Below are 6,230 nucleotides of genomic sequence, written 5' to 3'. Positions count from 1 at the left end.
AACTATCGGTTCGACCGCCCGGGCGCTCGCACGTAGCCTCGATGACGTGACGACCGACCGCCGTGGCCTCGTCTTCGGCGTGTGGGCCTACGTGCTGTGGGGCCTGCTCCCGCTCTACTGGCCGCACCTGGAACCCGCGGGTGCGCCCGAGGTGCTGGCGCACCGGGTGGTCTGGTCGGTGCTGTTCGGCGCCCTGCTGGTGTGGCTGCTCTCCCGCCGCGGCGGCACCGCGCTCACCGGCCTGCGCGCTCTTCGCGGGGACCGACGCCGACTGCAACTGCTCACCCTCGCCGGCGTGCTGATCGGGGCGAACTGGCTCGCCTACATCTGGGCGGTCAACCACGACCACGTGGTGGAGACCGCGCTCGGCTACTACATCAACCCGCTGATGACGATCGTCGTCGCCGTGCTCGTGCTCGGCGAACGGCTGCGCCCGCCGCAGTGGGCCGCGATCGGCATCGCCGCGACCGGGGTGGTGGTGCTGACGATCGGCTACGGCCGGCTGCCGTGGATCGCGCTCTTCCTCGCCGTGACCGTCGCCGCGTACTCGCTGATCAAGAAGACCGTCGGGGTCGGCGCGCTGGAGGGCCTGACCGTGGAGACCGCGGTGCTGTTTCCGCCCGCGCTGATCTTCCTTGCGGTGCTCACCGCCGGCGGCGGGGCCGAGTTCGGCCGCCACGGCGCCGACCACGCGCTGCTCATGGCCTGCGCCGGCGGCGCCACCCTGGCGCCGTTGCTGCTGTTCGCCGGCGCCGCCCGCCGGGTGCCGCTGACCACGCTCGGCATGCTGCAGTACCTCGCCCCGACGCTGCAGTTCTTCATCGGCGTCGTGATCAACGACGAACCGCTCCCCCCGGAGCGGCTGGCGGGATTCATGCTGGTTTGGGCAGCGCTGGTCGTCCTCACCGTCGACGGGCTACGCAACCAGCGGCGTGCGCTGCGCATCGCGACCCAGGTGCCGGTCTGAGAGCCGGGCGCGCAGGGTGACGGTCCAACCGCGCCCCCGGTTGTGTTGAAGAATCTCAACATCGGGACGCCCGTACTTCGATGTTTGATTTTCTTGACATTTGCGGGCCCATGCTCCAATGTTGGAATATGCCAACACTGCCCCAGGTCCCCGTCCGCTCGCCGGAAGCGCTCGGCCGAGCCATCCGCGCGGCCCGGGCTCAGGCCGGCCTGACCCAGGCAGAACTGGCGGAGCGGGCTCGAGCCAACCGTTTCGGGATCGTGCAACTCGAGGCGGGCAAGGAGACCCGCGCCCTCGAAGTCATCTTCGACGCCTTGGCGACTCTCGGGCTCGAGCTCACCGTGCGCCCGCGCAGCGGCTGACGATGGACCTGGATCTCTGGCTCGATGGGCGCCGCGTCGCGCGGACGGAGTCCCGCGACCGCGGGCGCAAGGTACGCGTCGTCTACGAGCCGGAGGTCGTAGCCGAGGTCGGCGGCGAGATCCCGCTCCTGTCCTGCTCGCTACCGACCCCCGGCCCCAGCGCACCGACTGCGGCCCGAGCGTTCCTCGAGGGTCTGCTCCCGGAGGGACGAGCCCTGGAGGCAGCGGCATCGCGCGTTCGCGGCGTGCGATTGCGCGACGGGCACCCGGACACGCCGGCCGATGTCCTCGCGGTGCTGGCCGAGTACGGGCGGGAGTGCGCCGGCGCCGTGGTCGTCGTTCCGGCCGGGGAGTCAGGTGATCAGCCCGGGCGTTATCGACCGCTCGGTGACGGAAGGTTGGAAGCGGCGATCGGAGACCTGCCCACGCGGCCCCTGGGCGCGGATCCCGCGCGGGGCATCCGGATGTCGCTGGCGGGCGCCCAGCCCAAGCTGTTGCTGGCCCGGTTCGGTGCGAAGTGGTTTGAGGCCCTTGATGGGGCGGCTTCGACCCACATTCTCAAGCCCGACGGGGTGTGGGAGCACAGCGCGCAGAACGAAGCCCTGGTGATGACGTTGGCCCGGACGCTGGGCCTGACGGACCGTGAAGTCTGGGTCGAGCGCGTGGCCGGCCGCTCGGTGTTCGTCACCGAACGCTTTGACCGGGTCGTGCGCGGGCGGCGGGTTCGCCGGCTGCACCAGGAGGACATGTGCCAGGCCATGGGGCGGCTACCGGCAAGCAAGTACGAGATCGGCCGCCCCAGTGGAGGCCCCGCCCGGACGCTGCGCGTGTTCACGAAGGACCCGCAGGCGGAGGTGGAGCGGCTCTTCCGCTACGTGGCCTTCCGCGCGCTCGTCGGCGATGAGGACAACCACGGCAAGAACTACGCACTGCTGCTGTCGGGCCGCTGGGCTTCCCTGGCTCCGATGTACGACTCGCTGTGCACCCTGATGTATCCCCAGCTCTCCGGGGTCATGGCAGCGCCCATCGGAGCTCAGGCCAACCTACTCCGCGTCACCTCAGATGCCCTGATCGACGAAGCGCGGGCAATGGGTCTACCGGAACCCGGCGCCTCCGCAGTCCTCACCGCGATGGCGCAGGAGATGGCCATCGCGCTCGACGCCTTGGACGGCGCGCTCACCTCCGGGTGGCCCGCCGAGCGGGTGATCGAACTGATCCGGGATCGCGTCCACCGGCTTCAGGAAGGCAAGCCGCTGGGCCAGGGCCGGGCCAGACCCGGTCGCCGCATCAGCCTCGATGAGGCCAGCGCGCGACGAACGCCGGAATCGGATGAGCGGAGGCCATAGAGCTGATCGCCGCAACCAGCGGCGTGCGCTGCGCATCGCGACCCAGGCGCCCGTCTGAGAGACTCCGACCCCGGCCCGGTCGCCACCAGGGGGGCCACAGGAGGCGCACCATGAAGCGAACCGTCGCCATCGCTGCATCCGCCACGCTCGCCGGCACGCTGCTCACCGGCATCGCCTCGCCGACCGCCCGCGCGCGGGACACCGCGCCTGCGGCCGCCCAGGCGCCGAGCATCAGCTGGAAGGCCTGCACCGACGAGCGGTTGCGCGAAGCCAAGGCGCGGTGCGGCTTCCTGTCCGTCCCGCTCAACCACGCCGCTCCCGACGGCCGCAAGATCAAGATCGCGGTCTCCCGGATCAAGGCGACGGCGCGCGCCGCGAAGCGGCAGGGCCCGATGCTGATCAACCCCGGCGGGCCGGGCGGCTCGGGCCTGGGCATGTCGGCCTACCTGGCCGGGGCGCTGCCCAGGAAGGTGGCCGCCACCTACGACCTGATCGGTTTCGACCCCCGCGGCGTCGGTGACAGCAAGCCGGCCCTGAGGTGCAAGGCCGGCTACGCCAAGGGCCCGCGGCCGGACTTCGTCCCGGTCACCGGCCCACTGCAGGCGCCGGGTGCCAACGAGAGGGCCTGGCTGAGGCGGTCCAAGGCTTACGCCGACGGCTGCGCGAAGCACAACGGCGACCTGCTGCCCTTCCTGCGCACCGAGGACGCCGCCCGCGACATGGACCTGCTGCGCCAGGCCCTGGGCGCGGAAAAGATCAACTACTACGGCTTCTCCTACGGCACCTACCTCGGCTCGGTCTACGCGACGCTGTTCCCGACCCACACCCGGCGGATGGTCTTCGACGGCGTGGTCGACCCGCGCCAGGTCTGGTACCGCGGGCAGCTGGCCCAGGACCGTGCTTTCGAGATCGCGATGGGCAAGTTCTGGTCCTGGGTGGCGAAGTACAACGGCACGTACAAGCTGGGCAGGACCGCCGCGGCCGTGGAGAAGCGCTACTACGCCGACCAGAACAAGCTGCGCAAGAAGCCGGTCGGCCAGATCGGGCCGGCCGAGTGGAACGACACGTTCCTCGGCGCCGGCTACGCGCAGTTCCTGTGGCCGGACACCGCGAAGAACTGGGCGGCCTGGAAGCGCGGCAACCACAAGCCCATCCAGCGCGGTTACGCCGACGACACCGCGGACTACGACAACGGCTACGGGATGTACGTCGCCGTGCAGTGCGTGGATGTGCGCTGGCCGGACGACTACGCGCAGTGGCGCCGGGACGCTTTTGCGACCGCCGCCAACTCACCCTTCCTGACTTGGGGAAACGTCTGGTTCAACACCCCCTGTCTTTACTGGGGCACCCCGGCCGGCCGGCCGGTGCCGATCGACGGGTCGCACACCCCCGAGCTGTTGCTGGTCAGCACCACCCTCGACGCGGCGACCGACTTCGGCGGCGCGCTGGAGATCCGCCGCCAGTTCCCGAACTCCGCGCTGGTCGCCGAGGTCGGCAACACCACGCACGCCAACACGCTCAACGGCAATCCGTGCGTCGACTCCGCCGTTATCCGTTATCTGAGGAGCGGTCACTTGCCGGAACGGAAGTTCGGAACGGGCCCCGATGTGAACTGCAAGCGATCCCCGCTGCCGAAGCCGTAGCCGCGTCCCCGGGGATGTCATCCCTCTCGACCGCGGATTGCCCCATTTGTCCGGGTGCGCGCGGTCGAGCGGGATGACATCCCGGGGCAGAATCGCGCTGGTCGCCCAGGTCGACAGCACGAGCCACTCCGACAGCCTCAAGGCAAACAACTGCGTCGACGGGGTGGTCGTGGCATACCCGCGCAACGGCAAGCTACCCAAACGCGAAGGCGGACCCGGGGCCGACGTGCGCTGCCGGCGCTCGCCGCTGCCGTCATTGACAGGCAACACCGAAATGCGACACTCCGGACACTGACCCGTCCGGAAGGCGTTCATGACCACGGTCCGCGGCACCGCGCGCCAGGCCGCGCTGTGCACGGTCGCCGCGGCGACCGTGCTGGCCGGAGCCCCCACCTTGGTCGGGGCGGCCAGCACGCTCACCTGGGGTAAGTGCACGAGCGACACGCTCGTCGAGGCCGGGGCCGAGTGCGCGGTCGTCGAGGTCCCGCTCGATCACAACAGGCCGGGCGCTCGGCAAATCCCCATCGCGATCTCGCGGATCAAGGCGACCGCGTCCGGAGCCGACTACCTCGGCCCGCTGCTGTCCAACCCGGGCGGGCCCGGTGCCTCCGGGCTCACCGACTCCGTCGATATGGCCGCCCTGCTCACCCCCGAGGTCGCCGGCCGATTCGACCTGATCGGCTTCGACCCACGCGGCGTCGGCGAGAGCGGACCCGAGCTGCACTGCGACCCCGCGTACTACCAGAGACCCGCCCCGGACTACCTGCCGCCGGACCCCGCCCGGATCAGCGGCAGCGAGCAGGTCCGCCTCGACCAGGCCCGGGCGTATGTGAAGGCCTGCACCGCGAAGTCCGGCGACGCACTCGCGCACATGCGCACCATCGACGCCGCCCGCGACCTCGACCTGATCCGCGCCGCCCTTGGCGCCGCGAAACTGAGCTACGTCGGCAACTCCTACGGGACCTACCTCGGCGAGATCTACGCCAGCACCTTCCCGACCCGAGTGGACCGGATGGTCCTCACCGGCGTCGTCCCGCCGTTCGGCGCGGGCTACACCGGCGACGTCTCGCGGCCCGAGGTGGCGCGGGCCTACGAGCGCAACATCCAGGCCTTCTTCGCCTGGGTCGCGCAGTACAACGCGGTGTTCAACCTCGGCGCCAGCACCGATGCCGTTGAGCAGCGCTTCTACGCCGATCAGAACGCGCTGCGGAAGGAACCGCAGGGAAACATCGGCCCCGCCGAGTGGACCCAGCTCTTCGGCACCGTCATCTACGGCGACGAGAACTGGCCGATCATCGCGCAGGGCTGGTCCGCCTGGGACGCCGGCCGCACCGCGCTCTTCGACAGCGCCTTCGCCGGCTACAGCAGCGAAGAAGCCGACGTGTTCAACTCCAGCTACCTCGCGATCGCCTGCTCCGACGGGACCTGGCCGCGCAAGTACGACAAGCTCCGCACCGACTCGCTGCGGACCGCAAAGGACGCCCCGTACATCACCTGGGTCTTCCACTGGGAACTCTCGGCGCTGTGCAGCACCTGGCCCTCCACCGCCCCGACGGTGAAGGTCGGCGCGGCGGTTCCGTCGGTCCTGCTCGTCAACGCCAGCAACGACGCCCCGACCCCGTTCGCGGACGCCCTGCTCACTCGGGCGGCGTTCCCGCGCTCGGCGCTGATCGAGGTCACTGGTTCCCTGCGGCACGCCGGCCGCGCGCTGTGGGGCAACCGGTGCGTCCAGTCTCCGGTCGAGCGCTACCTGGTCACCGGGGAGCTACCGGCCCGCGCCGCGCAAGGCCCGGACCTGCAATGCGCTGGGCTACCGCTGCCGGGCTACCCAGAGATCGCGCTGGCGGTCGTCGGGGAGACCGCCGCCCCGGTGCTACCGCTGCTGGATCTCATCTTCGCGCCACGCTGACTA

At 70.5% G+C, this 6,230-nt stretch carries 5 protein-coding genes; all 5 read left to right on the top strand.

What is annotated here, in order from left to right; translation table 11 throughout:
- A partial coding sequence (gene rarD, locus H0X00_RS05270) for an EamA family transporter RarD (RefSeq protein ID WP_293767731.1) occupies positions 1-967 on the top strand: 967 nt, incomplete at its 5' end.
- A gap of 128 nt (positions 968-1,095) precedes the next feature.
- Positions 1,096-1,329: a helix-turn-helix domain-containing protein gene (locus H0X00_RS05265; RefSeq protein WP_293767730.1), complete on the top strand. Its 234-nt coding sequence runs from the start codon at positions 1,096-1,098 to the stop codon at positions 1,327-1,329.
- A 2-nt stretch (positions 1,330-1,331) separates the two neighbouring features.
- Positions 1,332-2,675 (top strand): HipA domain-containing protein, encoded by a 1,344-nt coding sequence (locus H0X00_RS05260; protein WP_293767729.1) that lies wholly within the window; start codon positions 1,332-1,334, stop codon positions 2,673-2,675.
- 110 nt (positions 2,676-2,785) lie between these two features.
- Positions 2,786-4,318, top strand: a complete 1,533-nt coding sequence (locus H0X00_RS05255) for an alpha/beta hydrolase (protein WP_293767728.1) — start codon at positions 2,786-2,788, stop codon at positions 4,316-4,318.
- Between the two features lie 313 nt (positions 4,319-4,631).
- Complete coding sequence (locus H0X00_RS05250; protein ID WP_293767727.1) at positions 4,632-6,227, top strand: alpha/beta fold hydrolase; 1,596 nt, start codon at positions 4,632-4,634, stop codon at positions 6,225-6,227.
- The last annotated feature ends 3 nt before the right edge of the window (positions 6,228-6,230 follow it).

Origin of the sequence: Sporichthya sp. (assembly GCF_013815995.1) — a bacterium.
Taxonomy (GTDB): domain Bacteria; phylum Actinomycetota; class Actinomycetes; order Sporichthyales; family Sporichthyaceae; genus Sporichthya.
This window is presented reverse-complemented; position numbering and strand designations above follow the sequence as displayed.